The 19,116-nt window shown below is 68.3% G+C and carries 17 protein-coding genes; 14 read left to right on the plus strand and 3 right to left on the minus strand.

Features of this window, described 5'->3' with window-relative positions; genetic code table 11:
* Position 1 precedes the first annotated feature (1 nt).
* Positions 2–928 carry a LysR substrate-binding domain-containing protein gene (locus WNM05_RS10385; protein WP_434634768.1) on the minus strand — a complete coding sequence of 309 codons (927 nt, stop codon included), beginning with the start codon at positions 926–928 and terminating at the stop codon, positions 2–4.
* A gap of 103 nt (positions 929–1,031) precedes the next feature.
* Between WNM05_RS10385 and WNM05_RS10390 the strand changes: the two genes are divergently transcribed.
* The 4 genes from WNM05_RS10390 to WNM05_RS10405 all read left to right on the plus strand — a co-directional run bounded on the left by WNM05_RS10390 (position 1,032) and on the right by WNM05_RS10405 (position 4,302).
* Positions 1,032–2,234 carry an MFS transporter gene (locus WNM05_RS10390; protein WP_434634770.1) on the plus strand — a complete coding sequence of 401 codons (1,203 nt, stop codon included), beginning with the start codon at positions 1,032–1,034 and terminating at the stop codon, positions 2,232–2,234.
* Positions 2,235–2,313: 79 nt separating this feature from the next.
* The gene (locus WNM05_RS10395; protein WP_434634773.1) at positions 2,314–2,796 is read left to right on the plus strand and encodes an aldo/keto reductase; all 483 of its coding nucleotides are present in this window, start codon (positions 2,314–2,316) and stop codon (positions 2,794–2,796) included.
* Between the two features lie 36 nt (positions 2,797–2,832).
* Complete coding sequence (locus WNM05_RS10400) at positions 2,833–3,120, plus strand: aldo/keto reductase (protein ID WP_434634776.1); 288 nt, start codon at positions 2,833–2,835, stop codon at positions 3,118–3,120.
* A 69-nt stretch (positions 3,121–3,189) separates the two neighbouring features.
* The gene (locus WNM05_RS10405; RefSeq protein ID WP_434634778.1) at positions 3,190–4,302 is read left to right on the plus strand and encodes an alkene reductase; all 1,113 of its coding nucleotides are present in this window, start codon (positions 3,190–3,192) and stop codon (positions 4,300–4,302) included.
* An 82-nt stretch (positions 4,303–4,384) separates the two neighbouring features.
* Here the strand turns inward: WNM05_RS10405 and WNM05_RS10410 are convergent, their stop codons facing one another.
* The gene (locus WNM05_RS10410; RefSeq protein WP_434634780.1) at positions 4,385–5,002 is read right to left on the minus strand and encodes a LysE family translocator; all 618 of its coding nucleotides are present in this window, start codon (positions 5,000–5,002) and stop codon (positions 4,385–4,387) included.
* Between the two features lie 126 nt (positions 5,003–5,128).
* On the opposite strand from WNM05_RS10410, the gene WNM05_RS10415 reads away from it, so the two are divergent.
* The 10 genes from WNM05_RS10415 (at position 5,129) to WNM05_RS10460 (ending at position 18,182) form a co-directional block, all read left to right on the plus strand.
* Positions 5,129–5,617: an Lrp/AsnC family transcriptional regulator gene (locus WNM05_RS10415; RefSeq protein WP_434634782.1), complete on the plus strand. Its 489-nt coding sequence runs from the start codon at positions 5,129–5,131 to the stop codon at positions 5,615–5,617.
* 359 nt (positions 5,618–5,976) lie between these two features.
* Positions 5,977–7,326, plus strand: a complete 1,350-nt coding sequence (locus tag WNM05_RS10420) for an MATE family efflux transporter (protein WP_434634783.1) — start codon at positions 5,977–5,979, stop codon at positions 7,324–7,326.
* A 544-nt stretch (positions 7,327–7,870) separates the two neighbouring features.
* On the plus strand, positions 7,871–8,341 hold the full coding sequence (locus tag WNM05_RS10425; protein WP_434634785.1) for a chemotaxis protein CheW: 471 nt from the start codon (positions 7,871–7,873) through the stop codon (positions 8,339–8,341).
* On the plus strand, positions 8,338–9,825 hold the full coding sequence (locus WNM05_RS10430) for a CheR family methyltransferase (RefSeq protein ID WP_434634786.1): 1,488 nt from the start codon (positions 8,338–8,340) through the stop codon (positions 9,823–9,825). Before WNM05_RS10425 ends, WNM05_RS10430 begins: the two co-directional genes overlap by 4 nt.
* Positions 9,822–10,352: a chemotaxis protein CheW gene (locus tag WNM05_RS10435; RefSeq protein WP_434634788.1), complete on the plus strand. Its 531-nt coding sequence runs from the start codon at positions 9,822–9,824 to the stop codon at positions 10,350–10,352. Before WNM05_RS10430 ends, WNM05_RS10435 begins: the two co-directional genes overlap by 4 nt.
* A gap of 42 nt (positions 10,353–10,394) precedes the next feature.
* Positions 10,395–12,374 carry a hybrid sensor histidine kinase/response regulator gene (locus WNM05_RS10440; RefSeq protein WP_434634791.1) on the plus strand — a complete coding sequence of 660 codons (1,980 nt, stop codon included), beginning with the start codon at positions 10,395–10,397 and terminating at the stop codon, positions 12,372–12,374.
* Complete coding sequence (cheB, locus tag WNM05_RS10445) at positions 12,371–13,411, plus strand: chemotaxis-specific protein-glutamate methyltransferase CheB (protein ID WP_434634792.1); 1,041 nt, start codon at positions 12,371–12,373, stop codon at positions 13,409–13,411. The genes WNM05_RS10440 and cheB overlap by 4 nt, the downstream gene beginning before the upstream one ends.
* Positions 13,408–16,305: a response regulator gene (locus WNM05_RS10450; protein ID WP_434634795.1), complete on the plus strand. Its 2,898-nt coding sequence runs from the start codon at positions 13,408–13,410 to the stop codon at positions 16,303–16,305. The genes cheB and WNM05_RS10450 overlap by 4 nt, the downstream gene beginning before the upstream one ends.
* Positions 16,280–16,666, plus strand: coding sequence for a response regulator (locus tag WNM05_RS10455; RefSeq protein WP_434634798.1), 387 nt, complete (start codon positions 16,280–16,282; stop codon positions 16,664–16,666). Before WNM05_RS10450 ends, WNM05_RS10455 begins: the two co-directional genes overlap by 26 nt.
* Before the next feature lie 46 nt (positions 16,667–16,712).
* Positions 16,713–18,182 carry a CHASE3 domain-containing protein gene (locus WNM05_RS10460; RefSeq protein ID WP_434634800.1) on the plus strand — a complete coding sequence of 490 codons (1,470 nt, stop codon included), beginning with the start codon at positions 16,713–16,715 and terminating at the stop codon, positions 18,180–18,182.
* A 25-nt stretch (positions 18,183–18,207) separates the two neighbouring features.
* Here WNM05_RS10460 and WNM05_RS10465 read toward each other — a convergent pair whose 3' ends face one another.
* Positions 18,208–19,005 carry a helix-turn-helix domain-containing protein gene (locus WNM05_RS10465; RefSeq protein ID WP_434634802.1) on the minus strand — a complete coding sequence of 266 codons (798 nt, stop codon included), beginning with the start codon at positions 19,003–19,005 and terminating at the stop codon, positions 18,208–18,210.
* Between the last annotated feature and the right edge of the window lie 111 nt (positions 19,006–19,116).

The following is a 19,116-nucleotide window of genomic DNA, read 5'->3' on the forward strand; positions in this document are numbered from 1 at the left end:
GTCATCCGTTCGTCCAACCCGCCGCCCGCCGCTCGGCGTGTTTGCCGCCCAGCGCCTCGATCATGTGGTCGACGAAGGACGCGATCCGCGACGATACCGCGGTGTTGCGGTAGTAGACGGCCTGGACCGGCTGGCGCATGTCCAGGGTGTCGGAGGCGAGGATTTGCACCAGGCGGCCGGATTCTCTGTCCCGCTCGGTCATGAAGTCCGACAGGCAGACGATGCCGGCGCCGTCCAGCGCCAGCTGCCTCAGCGTCTCGCCGCTGGAGGTTTGCACCGCCGGCGTTATCCGGTAGGCCTCGCCGTCGGCGCCCAGCAGCGGCCAGACGTTCAGCGTCTCGGGCTGGTTGAAACCCAGCAACGCGTGTTTGCCCAATGCTTCTACATTCTGCGGTTGGCCGCGGGCTTCCAGATAGGCCGGGCTGGCCAGCACGCGCAGCCTGCTGTGACCGATCAAGCGGCTGTGCAGCGTCGAATCCTTCAGCTGGCCGATGCGGATCGCCACGTCGGTGCGCCGCTCCAGCAGGTCGATGATGCCCTCGTTGCTGTTCAGTTCCAGCTCCACCTGCGGATAGCGTTCGCGATAGCCGCGCACCAGCGGCACGATCACGTGCAGCATGAACGGCGTGGCGGCGTCCACCCTCAGCCGTCCGGACGGTTGTTCGCGCCGCGCCAGCATCTGCTCTTCCGCGTTGTCGACCGAATCGATGATGGCCCGCGCGCTGTGCAGGAAAGTCCGGCCTTCCTCGGTCAGCTCCAGGCGGCGCGTGGTCCGGCGCAGCAGCGTGGTTTTCAGCTTGGCTTCCAGCCGCGCCAGCGAACGGCTGGTCGCCGACACGGTCAGGTCCAGTTGCTGGGCCGCCGCGGTGATGGAGCCGGTGTCCACTACGGTGGCGAAGGCCTGGAGTTCGTCTAGCGTGATTTTCATTATTGATTTTTTTTCAAAAGAGTTTCGTTTATAAGCTAGTTTTTTCGCAAAAGTAAAGCGGGCACACTGCGTCCATTCCTCACGGACCCCATGGATGCTTATCATGCCACTCGCTCTACTCGCGCTGACGATCAGCGCCTTCGCCATCGGGACGACCGAGTTCGTCATCGTCGGCCTGATTCCGACGATTGCGGCCGATCTCCAGACCAGCCTGCCTTCGGCCGGCCTGCTGGTCAGCCTCTACGCGCTCAGCGTCGCCGTCGGCGCGCCGCTGCTGACTGCGCTGACCGGCCGCGTGCCGCGCAAGACGCTGCTGGCAGCGCTGATGGCCTTGTTCACCGTCGGCAATCTCGTCGCCTGGCGCTCGCCCGGCTATGAGTCGCTGATCGTCGCGCGCATTCTCACCGGTCTCGCCCACGGCGTGTTCTTCTCGGTCGGCTCCGTCATCGCCACGACGCTGGTGCCGAAAGAGAAGGCGGCCAGCGCGATCGCGACGATGTTCAGCGGGATGACGGTGGCCTTCGTCGCCGGCATCCCGCTCGGCACCTTCATCGGCCAGCATTTCGGCTGGCGCGCCACCTTCCTGCTCGTCGCGTTGTTCGGCCTCGTCGCCCTCATCGGCGCGGTGGCCTTCGTGCCGCGCCGCCTGGCGCAGGCCGCGCCCGCGCCGCTGGCCCGGCAATTGAGCGTGCTGGCGCAACCGCGCCTGTTGCTGGTCTACGCGATGACGGCGGTCGGCTACGGCGGCTCGCTGATCGCCTTCACCTATATGGCGCCGCTGCTGGAGCGGATCGCCGGTTTCACGCCGGCCCAGATCAGCCTGGTGCTGGTCGGCTACGGCGTGTCGGTCGCCTTCGGCAATGTGTGGGGAGGCAGGCTGGCGGACCGTGCCGGCCCGGTCAAGGCGCTGAAGCGGATCTTCCTCTTGCTGGCGCTGGTGTTGCTGGCGCTGACCTTCACCGTCCACGTCGCCTGGCTGGCGGTTCTGACGATGCTGGCCTGGGGCGCGGTGGCCTTCGGCAATGTGCCGGGCCTGCAGGTCTATGTCGTCAAGCAGGCGGAGCATTTCGCGCCGGAGGCCGCCGACGTCGCGTCCGGTTTCAATATCGCCGCCTTCAATCTCGGCGTCGCCGGCGGCGCCTCGCTGGGCGGGTTGATCGTCGAGCGCGTCGGCCTGGTCCATACGCCGTGGATCGCCGCGGCGGTGACGCTGGGCGCCTTCGCGCTGACGGCTTTCAGCGGCGCGCTGGACCGGCGCGACGGTCTGCCGGCGCGCACGGCGGGGCCCGTCGAGCTGGCGCATTGAGCGCCTGTCCGCAGTCTGTTTCCGGTGGCGGCGCCGCACGCCGGCCATCGACTTCCCATCTTTCCCACGGAGAACCCATATGAGCACCATCCCCGCATTCGGCCTCGGCACTTTCCGCTTGCAAGGCCAGGTCGTCATCGACTCGGTCCGCAACGGTCTCGAGCTTGGCTACCGCGCGATAGACACCGCCCAGATCTACGGCAACGAGGCCGAAGTGGGCGAGGCGATCGCCGCGTCCGGCGTGCGCCGCGACGATCTGTTCCTGACGACGAAGATCTGGGTGGACAACTACGCGCCCGAAAAGCTGGCGGCCAGCCTGGAGGACAGCCTGGCCAAGCTGCGCACCGACCATGTCGACCTGACGCTGATCCACTGGCCGGCCCCCGGCAACGGCGTGTCGGTCGAGGCCTTCATGGGCGCGCTGGCCGACGCCAAGGCCAGGGGCCTGACGCGCCGGATCGGCATTTCCAACTTCAATATCGAGCTGACCCGGCAGGCGATCGCCGCCGTTGGCAGGGAGGCGATCGCGACCAACCAGATCGAGCTGAGCCCGTATCTGTAGAACCGCAAGCTGGTCGACTTCCTGCGGGGCGAGGGCGTGCACGTCACGTCCTACATGACGCTGGCCTACGGCAAGGTGCTGGGCGATCCGGTGATAGGCGAGATCGCGCGCCGGCACCGGGCCACGCCGGCCCAGGTGGCGCTGGCATGGGCGTTGCAGCTGGGCTACTCGGTTATCCCGTCGTCTACCAAGCGGGAAAACCTGGCCAGCAACCTGCTGGCGCAAAGCCTGCGCCTGAGCGACGAGGACATGGCGCAGATCGCCGCGCTGGAGCGCGACGGCCGCGAAGTGAACCCGGCCGGCCTGGCGCCGCAATGGGATTGAGCGCGTTCCGCCTCATTTGAATCAAGCCGCCCGCGGCCGGCAGGCCGCGGCGAAGACAGGACAGGCACGATGAAAGACCCTTTGTTTCAAGCACTGCGGCTCGGCGCGCTGACGCTGCCCAACCGCATCGTGATGCCGCCGATGACGCGTTCGCGCGCCAGCCAGCCGGGCGACGAGGCCAACGAGCTGATGGCCGAGTATTACGCGCAACGCGCCGGCGCCGGCCTGATCGTCGGCGAAGGCACCCATATCTCGCCGCTGGCCAAGGGCTATGCGTGGACGCCGGGCATCCACACGCCGGAGCAGGTGGCCGGATGGCGCAAGACGACCGAGGCCGTGCACGCGGCCGGGGGCCGCATCTTCGCCCAGCTGTGGCACGTCGGCCGGCTCAGCCATACCAGTCTGCTCGGCGGCGAGCAGCCGGTATCGTCGTCGGCCATCCCGGCCGTCGGCGTCAATGTGTTCATCGCCGGCGAGGACGGCCGCACGCCGGGCTTCGTTGAGGCCTCGGCGCCGCGCGCGCTGACCGTCGCCGAGATCGGCGAGGTGGTGGAGCAGTACCGCGCCGCCGCCCGCAACGCGATGGCCGCCGGCTTCGACGGCGTCGAATTGCACGGCGCAAACGGCTATCTGGTGAACCAGTTCATCGATTCGAACGCCAACGCGCGCACCGATGAATACGGCGGCTCGCTGGAAAAGCGGCTGCATTTCCTCGGCGAAGTGGCGCAGGCCCTGATAGACGGCAGCGGCGACGCGTCGCGCGTCGGGGTCCGGCTGGCGCCGCTGACCACGTTGAACGGCTGCGTCGACGACGATCCGGAGACCACTTATCTGGCCGCGGCCAGGCTGCTGGGCGAGCTCGGCATCGGCTATCTGCACATCGCCGAGGCCGACTGGGACGACGCGCCGCTGATGCCGGTGGCTTTCAAGCGGAAGTTGCGCGAGGCCTTCCCGGGCGTGTTGATCTACGCCGGCAAGTACACGGCGGAGCGGGCGTGCGAGGCGATCGCCGCCGGCTGGGCCGATCTGATCGCTTTCGGCCGGCCTTTCGTCGCCAATCCGGACCTGCCGGAGCGCTTGCGTCTCGGCGCGCCGTTGGCGACGCACGACCGCGCCACCTTGTTCGGCGGCGGCGCGCGCGGGCTGACCGACTATCCGGCCTTGGCGGACGCCCCGGCCTGAACGGGAAAGAGCCATCGTCGGATGGCTCTTTGGATGGCTCTTTTCTTGGGGCTCCCGGCGCGCCGGGCGGGCCGACGGCCCATCAGCCGAAGATCAGCCGGCCGGCCATCAGCACGAACACGCCGCCGAGCAGGCCCTTCTGCAGGCCCGCCATAGTACGGCGGCCCTTCAGACGGCGGGCGATGCCGCAGGCGGCGAAGGCGTAGGCGGTGTCGAAACACAGCCCGACCGAGACCAGGATGACCGCGAGCAGTGCGAACTGCGGCAGCACCGCGCCGTGGGCCGGCGAGACGAACTGCGGCAGGAACAGCGCGCAGAACATCAGGGCCTTGGGATTGAGCAGATTGGTCAGGAAGCCGCGCGCGATCGCCGCGCGGCCGGACTCCGTCACCTCGGGTGCGTCTTCTTGCGCCGGCTTGGCGCGAATCACCTTCCACGCCAGCCACAGCAGATAGCCGGCGCCTATCCAGCGCACCGCGTCGAACAGCATGGGGTGGGTGGTCATCAGGGCGGCGAGGCCAAGGCCGGACATCATCACATGCAGGAATCGCGAGGCGGCGATGCCCAGCGCGGTCATCAGGCCGGTGCCGACGCCGCGGCTGGCCGATGTGGCCATCACCAGCGCCATGTCCGGACCGGGCAGGACGTAGACGGCGACCAGGGCGGCGAGATAGAGCGACAACACGGACAAGGACAGCATGGCGGACTCCTGCACGGGAAGGACGATGCGGCTAGTGTGCGCCCGGCGCGGTGAAATAGCTTTGCTTTCTCTTGCGTTGTCGCGCTAAATTTGGAAAGGATTTTTCTATTTTTTCATGGAAAATAAATGAACCTTCCAAAATCAGCTATCGATGATGTGGATCTTGCCTTGATGGCCCTGTTGCAGCGGGACGGCCGGTTGTCCAACGCCAAGCTGGCCGAGCAGGTGGCGCTGAGCGAGACGCCGTGCTGGCGCCGGCTGAAGCGGCTGGAGGCCGACGGCTATATCGAGGGCTACCAGGCGGTGCTGAACCGCAAGAAGCTGGGCTACGGGGTGCTGGCCTTCGTGCAGATCGGCTTCGGCAGCCATACCGGCGAGGCGCCGCTGCGTTTCGAGGAGATGGTGAGGGCGATTCCGGAGGTGCTGTCCTGTCACAATCTGACCGGCGAGTGCGATTATCTGCTGCAGGTGGTCGCCGAGGACCTGGAGGCCTTCGGCGTCTTCGTGCGCGACGTGCTGCGCGAGCTGCCGGGGGTGTCGTCGATCCGTTCCAGCCTGTCGCTGCGGGAGGTGAAGATGTCGGGCCGGCTGCCGGTGGGGGACGGCGGGCGCTGATCGCGCCATTCGGCGCGGCAAACGCGAGTCGGGCCGACCGCGGGAGCGGTGCCGGACAGGATGGGGAGCGGGTGTTCAAGCGGAGCCGCCTGCCGTGGACGTCGGTCTATTTCATAAATTATGCAAATAAAATATATATTGCATGATAAAGATGAGATATGGCTATAATCGACGACCAACGCCATATCGCCAGATCACTGCGGACCGGCGAGGTCTGCACCGGGCATTCCGCTGCACCGCCACGCCCGTGGCAAAAGGTGCGATGCCAATGGGCTGCTCGGGCTGACGCCTGCGCGCCGGGATACTGATCCAAATCCGCTCACCATCCTGACAACACTGCTCGGCGACAAGGGACCGATATGAAAGACCTCACTCAGGGGCCGCTGATTCGTCACATATTGACGATGGCGATACCTATTGCGATCGGCATGATTTTCCAGACGCTTTATTATCTGATCGATTTGTACTTCATCGGCGGATTGGGCGCCAACGCGCTGGCCGGCGTCGGCGCTGCGGGCAATGCGACCTTTCTGGTCCTCGCGCTGACCCAGGTGCTCGGCGTAGGCACGGTGGCGTTGATTTCCCAGGCGGTGGGCCGCAAGGACAGGGAAGAGGCCAACATCATCTTCAACCAGTCGCTCACGCTGGCGTTGGTGTGCGGGCTGGCCGTGCTCGTGCTGGGCTATAGCCTGGCCCGGACCTATATGGGCACGGTTTCCTCCGACGCGGAAACCATAGCGGCCGGCCTGGTTTATCTGAACTGGTATATGCCCGGACTTGCGCTGCAATTCGCCCTGGTGGCGATGGGATCGGCATTGCGCGGCACCGGGATTGTCCAGCCGACGCTGGTCGTCCAGCTGCTGAGCGTCATCGTCAACGCCTTTCTGGCGCCGATACTGATTGCCGGCTGGCTTACCCATCATCCGATGGGCGTGGCCGGAGCGGGCCTGGCCAGCACGCTTGCGCTGCTGGCGGGGGTGTTGACCTTGTGGATTTACTTCCGCCGGCTCGAACACTATGTCGGGTTCGATCGCAAGCTAATGGCGCCCAGGTGGCGCGACTGGGGCCGCATGCTGTCCATCGGCCTGCCCGCCGGCGGCGAGTATGCGCTGATGTTCGTGTTTTCCGCCATCATCTATTGGGCGATCCGCGATTTCGGCGCCGACGCGCAGGCCGCTTTCGGCGCGAGCTCGCGCCTGGTGCAGGGTTTGATCCTGCCGGCGATGGCGGTGGCCTTCGCGGCCGGCCCCATCGTCGGGCAGAACTTCGGCGCCGGCCTGGTGGATAGGGTCCGCGCTTGTTTCAGCGGCGCGATGCTGCTGATCAGCATGCTGATGGTGCCGCTGGCCCTGTTCGTCTATTGGCGGGCGGAGGGGCTGATCGGTTACTTCGCCAAGGACCCGGAAGTCATTGGTCTCGGCGTGCAGTTTCTGCACATCGTCTGCTGGGGCTTCATCGCCCAGGGCGCGATCTTCACATGTTCCAGCGTGTTCCAGGGGCTGGGCAATACTCAGCCGGCGCTGTTGAGTTCGGCCGTGCGCTTGTTCACTTTCGCCATGCCCGTCGTATGGCTGTCTACGCAAAGCGGCTTCCGCATCGAACTGGTCTGGTATTTCTCGGTCGGCAGCACATTCATTCAGGCCTTGGTCAGCCTGCTGCTGTTGCGCCGGCAGTTCGCCCACCGTTTGATACCGGCGATCGCGTCGTGAGCTGATCGCCGTTTCCGGAAAGGAGGAGCTGAATGTCCAAACCCAAGATCGTGTTTATGTTCTCCGGACAGGGATCGCCGTATTTCCAGATGGGACAGCGGCTTTGCGCCAAGTCCGCGCTCGCGCGCAGCCGCGCCCGTCGACGGTCCAGCGAGACGAGGGCGTCGCACTTGCCATTCAGCTTGTCTATCCGTTAGAAGAGCGACTACACGGCCGCGGAAGTGCACGTCTCTTGGCGTATGGCTTCCGCCAGCGCGGCGGTGTCCGCCGCGCTTCAATCTGCATATCAGCAGCGCGGTCCATCATTTTTCATGATTGAGCGAATGCGAAGTCCCTCAACCTGATCCAGGCGCTTGCGGTACCCGTCCATCCTGCCTGGGAGGTGGGCTTGGATAGGCAGGAGTTTATGCAATAAAGCTAATCTTCGGCCCGAATCTTGTGTAATCTTCATAAGGGCATCGGCTGTTCCCTGATCGCTGCGGGGGCCGGCGCCGGCATTGCATGTCGCGAGTGATTGTTCTGCTGCTCAGTGAAATGGATATCCATGGCATTCGATAGCAAATCATTGCTTTCCGTATTGTTGTGCCGAAGCGGCCATCGTCTGTGCGCGCTGCCGTTGACGCATGTGCGCGAAACCATGCGCGCGCTGCCGATCGACCCGGTGCCCGCGATGTCGGACTTCCTGCTGGGGCTGGCGCTGATACGCGGCGCGCCGGTGCCGGTGCTCGATTGCGCGCGCCTGGTGGGTTCGGCGCTGTCGACGCGGATATCGCGTTTCGTCACGCTAACACTGGGAGAGCGCCAGTTGGCGCTGGCGGTGGACGGCGTCATCGGCGTGCGGCGGCTCCCGGCCGTCGCGCTGGCCGACATCGCTCCGCTGCTGGGCGGCGGCGATGACGGCCTGGTGCAATCGATCGCGACGCTGGACGCCGAGTTGCTGCTGGTGCTGCGCGCCGGCCGCCTGATCCCGGAGGATATGTGGGAGGCGCTGGCGGCCGGGGATGGCGCGGCATGAGCATCGAGCCGTCGCCTTCCCAAGTGGCGCAGTTCCGCGAACTGATCGCCGACCGTCTTGGCCTGCAGTTCGACGAAAGCAAGCTGGGCAATCTGGCGCGCGTGCTGGTCCGGCATGGCGGCAGGGACCTGGCGGGCTACCTGGCCATGCTGGCGGCGGAGCCCAGGCCGTTCGAGGTCCTGCACAGGCTCGCCGTCGATCTGACCATCACCGAGACGTATTTCTACCGGAATAACGAGCAGATCCAGGCTTTTGCCGAGGTGGCGATGCCGGCCTGCCTGCAGGCGCGCGGGGGCCTGCCCGTGCGCGTATTGTCGGCGGGCTGCGCCTCGGGCGAGGAGCCGTACACGCTGGCGATCGCCGCGCGCGAAGCCGTCGGCGCCGGCAGCGCGCAGATACGCGCCATCGACGCCAATCCCGCCATGCTGGCCAAGGCGGAGGCGGCGCGCTATTCGGCCTGGTCTCTGCGCGAGGTGAATCCGGCGATGCGGGAGCGCTGGTTCGTCCGCGATGGCGCGTTCTACGCGCTGAACGAGGGCGTGCGCCGCTCGGTGCGCTTCGAGCGGCGCAACCTGGCGCGGGAGGATGGGGAATTATGGGCGCCGGGCAGCTACGACATCGTATTCTGCCGCAATGTGCTGATGTATTTCCGGCCGGACCAGGCCCAGGCCGCGGTGGCGCGGATCGCCGGCGCCATCTCGCCCGGCGGCTATCTGTTCCTGGGACATGCGGAAACCCTTCGGGGCCTGTCGAACGATTTCCATCTTTGCCATACCCACGCCACCTTCTATTACCGGCGCAAGTTGCACGTCGGAGAACTCGCGCCGCCGGCGAGACCCGGCCCGCCGGCATCGACGGGAGGCCCCTTCCTGCCCTTGCTGCCGGATGAGCCGGCATGGGGCGATGTGATCGCGCGCGCGGCCCGGCGGATCGACACGCTGGCGGTGGCGGCGCCTACGGCGGCTGGCGATCCGCCGGCGCAGCCCGATCTGCGCCACCCCTTGTCCTGCGCGCGCAAGGAGCCGTTCGAGCCAGGCCCGGGCCAGGCCGGGACGTTGCCGCAACCGCATGCGGACGATCCGGACGTCTTGCTGCCGAAGGCCGTCTCGCTGAGCCAGAGCGGCGCGCTGGCGGCGGCGCAGGATATCTGCCACGCCCTGCTGGCGCGCGACGAGCTCAATGCCGGCGCCCACTATGTGCTGGCCCTGTGCTGCGAAGAGGGCGGCGACAATCCGGCGGCGCTGCTGCATTACCGCAGCGCCGTCCATCTGGATCCGGGCTTTGCGCTGGCGCGGCTGCACGTCGGCGTGCTGGAGCGGCGCATGGCCGAACTCGAGGCGGCGCGGCGCGATCTGGCCCAGGCCCTGATCCTGTTGCAGCATGAGGATCCATCCCGCTTGTCGCTGTTCGGCGGCGGCTTCCCGCGCAGCGCCCTGGTGGACCTTTGCCGCGTCGAGCTGGCCGCGCTGGGAGTCTCGCTATGACGCCCGGCCTGGCGGAAAGCGCCGCCGCCCTGCGCGAGGCCTTCGATCGCTCGTTTGCCTTGGCGCCCGTCTTGCCGACCGCCGGCGGCGTCAAGCTGCTGACGATACGGACAGGAAACGAGCCCTACGCCATCCGTCTGGCCGACATCCGCGGGCTGCACGCCGACAGGCGCATTCTGGCGCTGCCCGGTCCGCTGCCCGAGCTGCTCGGGGTGACGAGCTTCCGCGGCCAGATCGTGCCGGTGTATCAGCTGGCCGCGTTGCTGGGCAAGGCCGCCAGCGCCGCGCCGCGCTGGATGGTGTTGGTGCAGGGCAGCGCGCCGCTGGCGCTGGCTTTCGAGGTCCTGGAGTCGCATATCAGCGCCAGCCCCGGACAGTGGATCGCATCGGCCGACGCCGCCGGCCCGCGGCGGTCGCTCGAGGGGGTTCGCACCGAGGCCGGCGTGGTGCCCGTGCTGGACATAGGCGCGCTGGCCGCGCAGATCGAAGCGCGCGCGGCCCGCTCACCGCAGGGACGACATCCATGAGCGCGCGCCGCGCTTCCGTCCGGCGCCATCCGGGAGCACGCGATGGCTAAAGACCCCTACCGTTATTTCAGGATCGAGGCGCGGGAACTCGTCGAGCAGCTGAGCAAGGGCGTGCTGGCGCTGGAACAGGGCGGCTGGGACGAAGAGCGGGTGTCGTTGCTGCTGCGCTGGGCCCACACGCTGAAAGGCGCGGCGAGGGTCGTGCGGCAGGCGCGGATCGCCGACCTGGTCCATGGCATGGAGGAATTGCTGGCGTCGCAGCGCTCGTCGGACGCGCCGGTGCCGGGCGGCGCCGTCGACCAGTTGCTGGGCGCCTGCGACCAGGTGAGCGCGCTGCTGGGCCAATTGCCGTCGGCTGAAGCCGACGACGCCGACAGCGAGCCCGTGCCGGCGGCGGAGGCGCCGCAGCGCATCGTCCGGGCCGATGTGCTGGAAGTGGACGCCTTGCTGGAGGGCCTGGGCGAGATCGGCACCGAACTGGCGGACATCAGGCGCGCCGTCGACACGCTGAAAGATTTGCGCGAGCTGGCGCTGACGGCCGGCGAGGCGGCGTCCCGCGGCGGCAGGGCGCTGGCGGCGCAACTGGACGCGCTGGAGCGCAGGATGGCCGGCGGGGCGGAAAGAATGGACCGCGAGCTGCGCCAGACCCGCGATGCGGCCGAGCGACTGCGGCTGATCCCGGTCGGGGGCATCTTCACCGTGCTGGAGCGCTGCGCGCGCGACGCCGCCCGCAGTTGCGGCAAGCAAGTCGTGTTCGAAGCCTGCGGCGGCCAATTGCGCATGGACGGCGAGGTGCTCGACGCGGTGTTGGGCGCCTTGCTTCAACTGGTGCGCAACGCGGTGGCGCACGGCATCGAGACGCCGGGCCTGCGCGTCGGCTCGGGCAAGGACGTGTCCGGCCGCATCGCGCTGGACGTCGCCCGACGCGGCAATATGGCGTGGTTCCGCCTCCGCGACGACGGCCGCGGCATCGACAGGGCCGCGCTGCGCGCCGCGCTCGCGCAGCGCGGCCAGCACGCGCCGGCCGACGACGCCGCGCTGCTGGCCAGGCTGCTGGACGGGGGCGTCAGCACCAGCAGCGAGGTGACCGAGTTGTCCGGGCGCGGCATAGGCATGGACGTGGTGCGCGCCGCGATGGCCAAGCTGGGCGGCCAGGCCAGCGTCAGCAGCGACGGCTCCGGCACGACGTTCGAGTTGTGCGTGCCGCTGTCGCTGGCGGCGCTGGACGTATTGCTGGTCGAGGCCGACGGCCAGACCGTGGCGCTGCCGCTGGACGCCGTGCGAGGCACGCTGCGGGTGCAGCGGGAACAGGTGGTCGACACGGCGGACGGCGACGCCATCGTGTATGAAGGCCGGTTGCTGCCCTTGCTGCCGCTGTCCGTCGGCCAGGCGGGAGGGGCCGCCAAGCCGCGCTCGCCGCGCGCGGTGACGGCGGTGGTCATCGGCGAGGGCGGGCGCCTGGCCTTGGCGACCAACCGCCTGGGCGGGGTCGACAGCGTCGTGCTGCGCGCGCTTCCCCCGCTGACGGCCGTCGACCCCATGGTGCTGGGCCTGTATCTGGACGTCGACGGCGAGCCGCGCATGGTGTTGGACCCCGAGGAGCTGGGCGGCGCGCTGAGCCGGCGCCGCGGCGACAGGGAGGCGGCGACGCCGTGTCCGCCCATCCTGATCGTCGACGATTCGCTGACGACCCGCATGCTGGAAAGCAGCATCCTGGAATCGGCCGGTTATCAGGTGGCGCAGGCGACCTCCGCCGAGGAGGGCTTGGAGCTGGCGCGGCAGAATCGCTACGCGCTGTTCCTGGTCGATGTCGAGATGCCCGGCATGGACGGCTTCGGCTTCATCAGGCAGTTGCGCGCCGACCCGCAGTTGCGCGACATCCCGGCGCTGCTGGTGACCTCGCTCGACACGGCCGAGCACAAGCGGCGCGGCAGCGATGCCGGCGCCGACGGTTACATCGTCAAGAACGAATTCGATCAGGCCGCGTTTCTGGCCCAGATCGGGGAGCTGATGCCGCGATGACGAGACTGCGGGTGCTGGTGGTGGAGGATTCGCTGACGGTGCGCATGCATTTGTGCGAACTGCTGGAGGCCGATCCGGCCTTCGAGCTGGTCGGCCAGGCCGAGGACGGCAAGCAGGCCATCGAGCTGTGCCTGGCGCTGCGCCCGGATGTGATCTCGCTGGACATGATGATGCCGGTGATGACCGGACTGGCCGCCACCGAGTACATCATGGCCTATTGCCCGACCCCTATCCTGGTGGTCTCGTCCTCGGTCAACCGCGGCGAGCTGTTCCGCACCTACGAGGCGCTGGCCGCCGGAGCGCTGGACGTGATCGAGAAACCCATGCCCGGGCAGGAGCATTGGGAGGCGCATTACCTGGCCATGCTCAAGCTGGTGGCCAAGGTCAAGGTGGTCACGCATTTGCGCGGGCGCCGCACCGGCCAGAGCCCGCCGCCGATCGCGCCTTGCGTGTCGGCGGCGCGCCAGAGCATGCGGCTGGTGGCGCTGGGGGCGTCGACGGGCGGGCCGAGCGCGCTGGTCGATGTGCTCGGCGGATTGCCGGCGGATTTCCCGCTGCCGCTGTTGGTGGTCATCCACATCGCCGAACCGTTCGGCCATGCCTTCGTCGATTGGCTGGACGACCATTGCGCGCTGGACGTGCGATTGGCGCGCCACGGCCAGCCGCTGCCGGCGCGCGGCGTGGTGCTGGCGGCGCCGGGGCTGCATCTGGAACTGCGCGGCGGCACGCTGGTGTGCGAAGCGGGGCCGGAGCGCCTGTCGTGCCGGCCGTCGGTCGACGTGCTGTTTGAGTCGGTGGCGCGGGAGTGCGGCGCGGCGGCCGCCGCCGTGCTGCTGACCGGCATGGGGCAGGACGGCGCGCGCGGACTGCTGGCCGTGCGCGCCGCGGGCGGTCTGACGATCGCGCAGGACGAAGCCAGCTGCGTGGTATACGGCATGCCGCGCGAAGCGGTGTTGCTGAACGCCGCGCAGCGCATCCTGCCGCTGGCCGACATCGGCCCGGCGCTGGCCGCGCTGGGCGCGGAGCGGGCGCCATGACGGCCCCGGTGCTCATCGTCGACGACAGCCTGACCGTGCGGGCCGACCTCGAGGAGGCCTTCGAGGAGCGCGGGATAGCGACCATCGCCTGCGCCACGCTGGCCGAGGCGCGCGCCGCGATGGCGCGGCAGGCCGTCGGCCTGATGGTGCTGGATGTCATGCTGCCCGACGGCGACGGCATCGAGCTGCTGCGCGAAGTGCGGGCCACCGCCGCGGGCGCCTGCCTGCCGGTCATGGTGCTGTCGAGCGAGGCCCAGGTCAGCGACCGCATACGCGGCATGCAGACCGGGTCCAATGATTACGTCGGCAAGCCCTACGACCGGGACGGCCTGGTGGCGCGCGCGGCGCAGTTGCTGGCGGCGGGGGCCATGCCGGCCGACGCCGCGCCGCTGATCCAGGTGATAGACGACAGCCTGACCTACCGCGAGCAGCTGGCGGCGCTGCTGCGCGAACAGGGCTATCGGGTGGCGCTTGCCCATAGCGGCGAGGAAGGCTTGCGGGCGATGGAGTCGCGCCGGCCCGCGGCGCTGATCGTGGACCGGGTGCTGCCCGGCATCGACGGCGCCGCCGTGGTGCGCAAGCTGCGGCTGGACCCGGCTTTGCGCACCGTTCCTTGCATCCTGCTGACCGGCGACGACGAGGACGGCGCCGAATTGCACGCGCTGGACGCCGGCGCCGACGCCTTCGTGCGCAAGGACGGCGACGCCGGCATTTTGCTGGCGCGGCTGGCGGCCGTGCTGCGCCATGTCGACGACGCGGGCAATCTGGCGCCGCAGCAGACCGGCAGGCGCATTCTGGCGGTCGACGACAGCCCGAGTTATCTGCACCAGCTGGCCGAGGTGCTCGGCGACGAGGGCTACGACGTGATCCAGGCCGAGTCGGGCGAGCAGGCGCTGGAGCTGCTCAAGGTGCAAACCGTCGACTGTGTGCTGCTGGACCGCCTGATGCCCGGACTGTCGGGCAGCGAGACCTGCGCGCGGCTGAAGGGCGACGCCGCGACGCGCGATATTCCGCTGATCATGCTGACGGCGGTGGAGGACAGGGCCGCGATGATAGAGGGTCTGGCCATCGGGGCCGACGACTATGTGCTGAAGTCCAGCGAGTTCGATGTGCTCAAGGCGCGCGTGCGGGCCCAGTTGCGGCGCAAACAGTTCGAAGACGAGAACCGCCGCATCCGCGCCGAACAGATGGGCAAGGAGCTGGAGGCGGCCGAGGCGCGCGCGGCGCGCGCGCTGGCGGAAAGCCGCGCCGTCCTGCTGGCCGAGCTGGAGCGGAAGAACCGCGATCTGGAGCAGGCCAACCGGCTCAAGTCCGAGTTCCTGTCCAATATGTCGCATGAGCTGCGCACGCCGCTGAACGCCATCATCGGTTTTTCCGAACTGCTGACGCGCGGCGTCACCGGCCCGCTCAGCCCCCAGCAGAACACCTATGTCGGCCATGTGCTGGCCAGTGGCCGCCATCTGCTGAGCCTGATCAACGACATCCTGGACCTGTCCAAGGTGGAGGCGGGCAAGATGGAGCTGAGGCCGGAGCCTGTCGACGCCAACGAGGTGCTGCGCGCCTGCCTGTCCATCGTGCAGGACAGCGCGGCGCGGCGGGGCATCGCCCTGGAGTTCCTGCCCTGCGCGTCGCTGGAGCCGGTCCAGCTCGACCTGCGCCAGTTCCGGCAGATGGTCTACAACCTGCTGTCGAACGCCGTCAAATTCAGCGGCGACGGCGGCCGCGTGACCTTGTCGCTGCACCGCGCGCAGCGCGGCGAAGTCGGATCCGGAGAGGACGGCGAAGGCGGCGAGTGGGCCAAGCGGCTGTTGCCGTTGCCGGAAGGGCCCGAGCAGGCGTTTCTGGAAGTGCGCGTCCGGGACGGCGGCGTCGGCATCGCCGCCGCCGACCTGCCGGCGCTGTTCGCAAGCTTCAGCCAGCTCGACTCTTCCAATTCGCGCCGGCACGAGGGCAGCGGCCTGGGGCTGGCCCTGGTCAGCCGGCTGGCCGGATTGCACGGCGGAACGGTAGGCGTCAGCAGCGCGCCCGGCCTCGGGTCGCGATTCTCCATCTGGCTGCCGCTGCGGCCCGCCGCGCCGCCGCAGGGCGCCGCGCCCCGCCGCGCGCTGGTGATAGAGGACGACGCGCGCGCCGCCGAACTGCTCCAGGCCCATCTGGAGAGGATAGGTTTCGCGGTCGACATCGCGCGCGATGTCGGGACGGACTTGGCCGCCCCCCCCGACCTGATCGCGCTGGACCTGTTGCAGCCCGACGCCAGCGGCTGGGCGGCGCTGGACCGGATCAAGCGCCATCCGCTGCTGACGAATGTGCCGGTGGTGATCGCCGCCATCGCGGCCCACGAGATGAAGGCCTGCGTGATGGGCGCCGCGCAGCTGCTGCCAAAGCCGGTGCCGCCGCAACGGCTGCGCGAGGCGGTGCGCGCGTTGGGACTGGGCGATGGGCGCGCGTCGGCGCCGACCGTGATGATAGTCGACGACGCGGCCACCGGCGCGGAGCTGAGCGACGAGCTGGCCGAGCTGAACTGCCGGGTGCTGTGCTGCGGCGATGGCGCCGAAGCGGTCGCGGCCATGCGCAATGTCAGGCCGGACCTGCTGATCATCGGCCTCGTGCTGTCCGATATCGGCAGTTTCGAAGTGCTGGCGGCGCTGCGCAAGCTGACCGCGGCCTCCATTCCCATCCTGGTCTTGAGCGGCGACAGCGTCGGCGCCGACGACAGGCGGCGGCTGAGCCGGCAGGCGCTGGGCGCGATGGAAGAGGGTAGTTTCGACCGGAGGCAGTTCTTGTTCGAAGTCGGGCGCGCGCTGCAGCAGGCCGCGCGCCGCCGGACCGCAGAAGCGGCGCCGGTCGATCGGATAAGCGGGGTGGATGATGGCGCGGATACTGGTAGTCGATGACACGCCGGGCAATATGCTGTTGACCCGCGCGATACTGGAAAGCGAAGGACACACGCTGTTTTGCGCCGAGCGGGCGCGCGACGGCATCGACATCGCCCGGCGGGAATTGCCGGACCTGGTGCTGATGGATGTCCAGATGCCGGAGATGGACGGCATCGCGGCGGTCGCCATCCTCAAGGACGATCCGCGGACACGGGCCATACCGGTGGCGGCGCTGACCGCCTGCGCGATGAGCGGCGACCGCGAGCGCATGCTGGCGGCCGGCTTCGACAGCTATATCGAAAAGCCTATCGATTACCTCCGTTTCGTCGCCGAGATCGGGCGCCTGCTCGGTCCGCAGCAGGCGCCGGAGCGGAAATGATCCAACGATGGGCGGACCTATCGACCTGCACAGGGAGCGAGCAGTCATGAAGCAGAACTGGACCTTTGGCTGGCAACTGGCGTTTGGCTTCGCGGTATCGTCGACCTTCCTGGTCGCGATCGGGATCGCGGCGTATTGGAGCATCAGCGTGCTGATCGCCACCGCCGGCTCGGTTACCCATACGCAAAAGGTGCTGGAGCGCGTGTCCGGCCTGGTCAGCATGATGAAAGACGCCGAAACCGGCCAGCGCGGCTATCTGCTGACCGGCGATCCGGCCTATCTGGAGCCGTTCCGGGCGGCCGTCGCCGGCATGCCGGCGGTGCTGTCCGAGCTGCGCGTCCTCAGCGCGGACAATGCCGGCCAGCAGGCCAAGATAGGCCAGGTCGAGGCGCTGGTGAACAACAAGTTCAATGAACTGAAGCGCACCGTCGATCTACGCAAGGCCGGCCATGCCGATCAAGCGCTGAAGATCGTCCTGTCCGGTGAGGGCAAGAAATACATGGACGCCCTGCGCGCGCTGTCCGAGCAGATCAGCCGCGAGGAGCGCGAGCTGCTGCGCAAGCGCGAGGCGGACACCGACGCCACCGCCGGCAACGCCAAGACGACCATCGTCGCCGGCACCATCCTGTGCCTGTTATTCGTGATCGGCGCCGGCGTCACCATCACGCGCTCGCTGACGGAACGGCTGGGGATGGCGGTCGGGCACGTGCAAAGCTCGTCGGCGGAGCTGCAGGCCGCCGCGACCCAGCAGGCGTCAGGGGCCAAGGAGCAGGCCAGCGCGATGAGCGAGATCAGCACCACCATCAGCGAATTGGGCGTGACTTCGCGGCAGATCGCCGAGAGCGCCCGCAGGGTGGCGCAGATCGCCGAGCAGACCGCGGCGGCGGCGCGCAGCGGCGGAGGTACCGTGGAAAGAGGGCAGGAGGCCATTGCCGGCATCCGTCGCCAGACCGACCTGGTGGTCAGCCACATGCTGGATCTCGGCCGCAAGTCGCAGGAGATAGGCGCGGTGCTCGACATCGTGTCCGAGCTGGCGGAGCAGACCAATATCCTGGCCATCAACGCCACCATCGAAGCCAGTGGCGCCGGCGAGGCCGGGCGCCGCTTCGCCGTCGTGGCGGAGGAGATACGCAAGCTGGCCGACCGGGTCGCGGCGTCGACCAAGGACATACGCACCCAGATCGACGATGTGCGCGGCGCCGTCAACACCACGGTGATGGCCACCGAGAGCGGCGCCAAGGCCGTGGACCAGGGCGCGCGCCAATTCGCCGAAGTGGCCACGGCCTTCAAGCAGATCGCCGATCTGGTCACCACCACCACCGAGGCCGTGCGCGAGATCGAGTTGTCGACCAAGCAGCAGGCCACCGCGGCCGATCAGGTGCGCACCGCCGTGTCCGAAGTGGCGCAGGCGACGCAGGAGAGCGAGACCAGCTCGACCCAGACCCTGCAAACCGCCTCGCAACTGGCCGGGCTGTCGATGGACCTGCGGCGCTTGGTCCATTCCCGGACGGTCTGAGCGGCTCCAACGCCGCCGCGCTGGGCTATTCGGCGCCGAGGCCGATGTCGTTCTTGCCCAGCTGCTGGCGGTACTGGCGCGGCGTCAGGCCCGTCAAGGCCTTGAACTGCCGGCTGAAGGCGCTGTGATCGGCATAGCCGCAGCGCAGGGCCACTTCGGTGATGGCCATGTCCTGATGCAGCAGCCGGTGCGCGTGTTCCAGCCTGGCCTTGTGTATCATCTGCCGCGGCGACAGGTGGAACACCTTCTTGCAGTAGCGTTCCAGCTGGGCGGCGGACATGCCGGCGATGCCGGTGAGTTCCGCCATCGTGACCGGCTGGCTGAAGTTGCGGCGGATGAACTCGTCCACCGCGACCAGGCGTTTGTAGGCCGGGTGGGTCTTGCTGGCGGCCTGCAGGTCCAGCGAAATGCCTATCAGGCCGATGATTTCGTCATGCCGGTCGCGCAAGGGCCATTTGTAGGTCAGGCACCAGCCCGGCTCCCGGTTCTTGAACAGATGCAGTTCCAGCTGGCTTTCCAGCACCAGGCCGTCTTGCAGCACCTTCAGATCCTGCGCCGTATACGCCGGCCCCAGCTGGGCCGGGAACACCTCCGCGCTGGTCTTGCCCAGCAGCGGCTGCAAATCCTTCAGCCCGCAGCGTTGCACCAGCGTCCGGTTGGCGCAGAGATAGCGCGCCTGTCTGTCCTTGATGAAGATGGCCGCATTGGGGATCAGGTCCAGCACCGGCAGCAGCGGGGCGATGCCCGCCAGCAGCCCGGCTATCGTCGCCGGGCGGATTTCGTCGCGCCAGCGGGCGAGGTTTTCCACGGTCGCGCTCGTCATCGTTCCCGCCTTTCCTGATGGGCCAGGCGCCGCGCCTGCTGGTCGGCGCGCCTTGCCGCGTCGTCATCCCGAATGTTCTTTCGTGTCATCCGCCTGCGGCCCGTCGCGCGA

Origin of the sequence: Chromobacterium sp. CV08 (assembly GCF_051129845.1) — a bacterium.
GTDB lineage: Bacteria > Pseudomonadota > Gammaproteobacteria > Burkholderiales > Chromobacteriaceae > Chromobacterium.

Excerpts from the sequence above, each read along its gene's own strand:
- WNM05_RS10385 (WP_434634768.1), bottom strand. The coding sequence starts at position 928 with ATGAAAATCACGCTAGACGAACTCCAGGCCTTCGCCACCGTAGTGGAC.
- WNM05_RS10390 (WP_434634770.1), top strand. The coding sequence starts at position 1,032 with ATGCCACTCGCTCTACTCGCGCTGACGATCAGCGCCTTCGCCATCGGG.
- WNM05_RS10395 (WP_434634773.1), top strand. The coding sequence starts at position 2,314 with ATGAGCACCATCCCCGCATTCGGCCTCGGCACTTTCCGCTTGCAAGGC.
- WNM05_RS10405 (WP_434634778.1), top strand. The coding sequence starts at position 3,190 with ATGAAAGACCCTTTGTTTCAAGCACTGCGGCTCGGCGCGCTGACGCTG.
- WNM05_RS10410 (WP_434634780.1), bottom strand. The coding sequence starts at position 5,002 with ATGCTGTCCTTGTCCGTGTTGTCGCTCTATCTCGCCGCCCTGGTCGCC.
- WNM05_RS10415 (WP_434634782.1), top strand. The coding sequence starts at position 5,129 with ATGAACCTTCCAAAATCAGCTATCGATGATGTGGATCTTGCCTTGATG.
- WNM05_RS10420 (WP_434634783.1), top strand. The coding sequence starts at position 5,977 with ATGAAAGACCTCACTCAGGGGCCGCTGATTCGTCACATATTGACGATG.
- WNM05_RS10425 (WP_434634785.1), top strand. The coding sequence starts at position 7,871 with ATGGCATTCGATAGCAAATCATTGCTTTCCGTATTGTTGTGCCGAAGC.
- WNM05_RS10430 (WP_434634786.1), top strand. The coding sequence starts at position 8,338 with ATGAGCATCGAGCCGTCGCCTTCCCAAGTGGCGCAGTTCCGCGAACTG.
- WNM05_RS10435 (WP_434634788.1), top strand. The coding sequence starts at position 9,822 with ATGACGCCCGGCCTGGCGGAAAGCGCCGCCGCCCTGCGCGAGGCCTTC.
- WNM05_RS10440 (WP_434634791.1), top strand. The coding sequence starts at position 10,395 with ATGGCTAAAGACCCCTACCGTTATTTCAGGATCGAGGCGCGGGAACTC.
- cheB (WP_434634792.1), top strand. The coding sequence starts at position 12,371 with ATGACGAGACTGCGGGTGCTGGTGGTGGAGGATTCGCTGACGGTGCGC.
- WNM05_RS10450 (WP_434634795.1), top strand. The coding sequence starts at position 13,408 with ATGACGGCCCCGGTGCTCATCGTCGACGACAGCCTGACCGTGCGGGCC.
- WNM05_RS10455 (WP_434634798.1), top strand. The coding sequence starts at position 16,280 with ATGGCGCGGATACTGGTAGTCGATGACACGCCGGGCAATATGCTGTTG.
- WNM05_RS10460 (WP_434634800.1), top strand. The coding sequence starts at position 16,713 with ATGAAGCAGAACTGGACCTTTGGCTGGCAACTGGCGTTTGGCTTCGCG.
- WNM05_RS10465 (WP_434634802.1), bottom strand. The coding sequence starts at position 19,005 with ATGACGAGCGCGACCGTGGAAAACCTCGCCCGCTGGCGCGACGAAATC.